This is a genomic window from Rhodopirellula sp. JB055 (genome assembly GCF_043100905.1).
Lineage (GTDB): Bacteria > Planctomycetota > Planctomycetia > Pirellulales > Pirellulaceae > Rhodopirellula.
The window spans coordinates 1-2,913 of sequence record NZ_JBICHO010000072.1; the positions used below are offsets into that span (position 1 = coordinate 1).

2 protein-coding genes are annotated in these 2,913 nt (G+C 59.6%); one reads left to right on the forward strand and one right to left on the reverse strand.

Annotated elements, in window-relative coordinates:
* Window positions 1–769: 769 nt before the first annotated feature.
* Window positions 770–1,183: a hypothetical protein gene (locus ACF8AM_RS02860; protein ID WP_392554186.1), complete on the reverse strand. Its 414-nt coding sequence runs from the start codon at window positions 1,181–1,183 to the stop codon at window positions 770–772.
* A gap of 152 nt (window positions 1,184–1,335) precedes the next feature.
* On the opposite strand from ACF8AM_RS02860, the gene ACF8AM_RS02865 reads away from it, so the two are divergent.
* Window positions 1,336–2,913: PQQ-dependent sugar dehydrogenase (locus ACF8AM_RS02865; RefSeq protein ID WP_392554187.1), on the forward strand; the 1,578-nt coding region annotated here is incomplete at its 3' end.

Below are 2,913 nucleotides of genomic sequence, written 5' to 3' on the forward strand. Positions count from 1 at the left end.
GAGGGACCGCATGCCATCGCAACGAGCCGGTGGGTCCCTCGCTGACGCGTCGGGTTGTGAACTCGAGCAAGTCAACAAACCGCTCTGAGTTGGAAACTCGCCCAACGGAACAATGGAGACAACTGTTCTGCACTTCTCACACTCGCCTTTGGCGGAGCCAGAGTAGAACAGTTGTCCTCAACTGTTCGCGTGCTGGGGTGGAATCGTCGAGTGGCTTGACGCGATCGCGGGTGAGTTTCGACGCAGAGGCGGGGAGTCGCGGAGACGCAGAGGAGCGTTCAGCCAGAGTAGAACAGTTGTCCTCAACTGTTCGCGTGTCGGGGTGGAATCGTCGAGCCGCCTGACGCGATCGCCAGAGAGCTTGACGCAGGGGCGGGGAGTCGCGGAGACGCAGAGGAGCGGTCAAGCAGAGTAGAACAGTTGTCCTCAACTGTTCGCGTGCTGGCGTGGAATCGTCGAGCCGTCTGACGCGATCGCGGGAGAGCTTGACGCAGAGGCTGCCGAGTGCCTGTCGCTTGCATCACAACCCGACGCGTTAGCGAGGGACCACGCACCATCGCAATGAGCCGGTGGGTCCCTCGCTGACGCGTCGGGTTGCGAGAAAAACGCAACTTCAAAACGGCGTCTGCGTTCCAACCGGACGTCGAGCACGAGCACGAGCACGAGATGCGAGATGCGAGACTCCATCTCAACAAGCACGCCCCCCACCGCACGCACACGATCCCCCTGTGGCTCTGAGCCCCTGAGCCCCTTTCACACTTCCTTCCCCTTAAACCACCAACAAATAACACGCCACGAACAAGACCGCGTGGGCGATCAAACACATTGCCGCAGCCACGATTCGCGATGAAAACATCCCCAGGATCGACAGGCCGCATCCCAGTCCCGTGACCAGGATTCCACCTGCTGGGAACAACCGCCAGCACGCCAGCGAAAACACCAACACGATCAGCGACGCCAGCACGCTTGCTTGCAACACCCCCGACTCGGGCACCCACACCTCTTCCTGGAACATTGGCGTCACCACCGCCATCGCTGGCCGGTCCGTCCCCGACGCAAACGGGTTGCCCCGCCGGACCGGGCTCTCCCCGTTCCCCGACTCGTTCGCGTCGTTCATCGGCGACGAGGTGGCTGGGTCCACGGATGGATCCGAAGCGTTCGTCAAAGGATTCAGTTCGCTCATCGAAACACAGACACCCAGAGGCAGAAAAATTCACGGCAAATATTCGCTTGGAATGCCAGATGCAGGGTGGTTAATCCTTGTTCATCTTTCCGAGCCGCAGTTATTCTATACGTACCGCTCGCCGCCGCCCAATGAGGTTTCTTATCTGCACCATGACGCCGCCCATCGCTTCCCCAACTCGTTCGTTTTCCAACTCTCAGCCTCGTTCGTGGCGTCCGTCGAGGCTTGCTGCTCGATTCGCTCGCGGGTTGTCCGCCGCTGGTCTCGTCCTCGGCAGTTTTGCGTTCGCCTGCCTACCGTTTGAACACGCCTTCGTTCGCTCCGCCAACGCGGCCGAACCAGCCGCCGAATCGGTCTCCTCGAGCAAACCCGAACCTCTGACACCGCAGATCGCCGAAGCCTCGGACGAAGCCGCCCAAGCCATGGCCGGATTCAAAATCCCAGAAGGCTGGAAAATCGAACTCTTCGCGGCCGAACCCAACGTCGCCAACATCGTCGCGTTCACCGTCGATCCGCAAGGTCGCGTGTACGTTTGCGAAAGCTTTCGCCAAAACCGAGGTGTGACCGACAACCGCGGCCACGACGACGAATGGTTGCTGGCCGACCTCTCCGCAGAGACCGTTCAAGACCGGATCGACTATCACAAACGCTTGCTCGGCGAAGCCGCGATCACCTACGCCCAACACGACGATCGCATTCGCCGCTTGGTCGACACCGATGGCGATGGAGTGGCCGATGAAGTCACCGTGGTCGCCGACGGATTCAACGGGCTCGAAGAAGGCACCGGCGCTGGGATCTTGGTCCACGGTTCCGACATCTACTACACCTGCATCCCCAAACTTTGGAAACTGTCCGATGCCGATGACGACGGTGTCGCGGAAGAATCGCAAGTCCTCTCGGATGGTTACGGCGTTCGAGTCGCTTTCCGCGGACACGACATGCACGGCCTGATCCGTGGCTACGATGGACGACTGTATTTTTCAATCGGTGACCGCGGCTATCACGTCACCACCCCCGAAGGCAAACTGCTCTCCAACCCGGCTGTCGGTGCCGTCTTCAGATGTGAGATGGATGGCAGCAACTTAGAAATCTACTGCAACGGTTTGCGGAACCCGCAGGAGTTGGCCTTCAACGACATCGGCGACTGGTTCACCGTCGACAACAACTCCGACAGCGGCGACAAAGCCCGCTTGGTTCATCTGCTCAAAGGAGGCGACACGGGATGGCGGATGCATTACCAATACCTTCCCGATCGTGGCCCCTTCAATCGACTCAAGATCTGGGAACCGCACCACAACGAACAACCGGCTCACCTGGTTCCACCGATCATCAACTTCACCGATGGTCCATCAGGGCTGGCGTTCTATCCCGGCACCGGATTCGGCGACCAACTCAACAATCAATTCTTAATCTGTGACTTCCGAGGCGGTCCCTCCAACAGTGGCATCCGCTCGTTCACCGTCGATCCAGATGGTGCCTTCTACAAAATGGGCGCTAGCGATCAACCGATTTGGAACGTCCTCGCCACTGACCTTGCCTTCACACCATCCGGCGATCTGCTGGTCAGTGACTGGGTCGATGGTTGGGACGGGATCGGCAAAGGTCGCTTGTACAAACTCAGCGACCCTGCCCAACAAGATTCAGACATCGTCACGGAAGTCCAGGAACTGCTCAGCGGTGACCTGTCCGCGGCGTCCATCGCAGACTTGACCGCGCAACTCCGCCACATC

Bases quoted from the DNA above. Each gene is read 5' to 3' on its own strand.
- ACF8AM_RS02860 (WP_392554186.1), bottom strand. From the start codon at position 1,183: ATGAGCGAACTGAATCCTTTGACGAACGCTTCGGATCCATCCGTGGAC.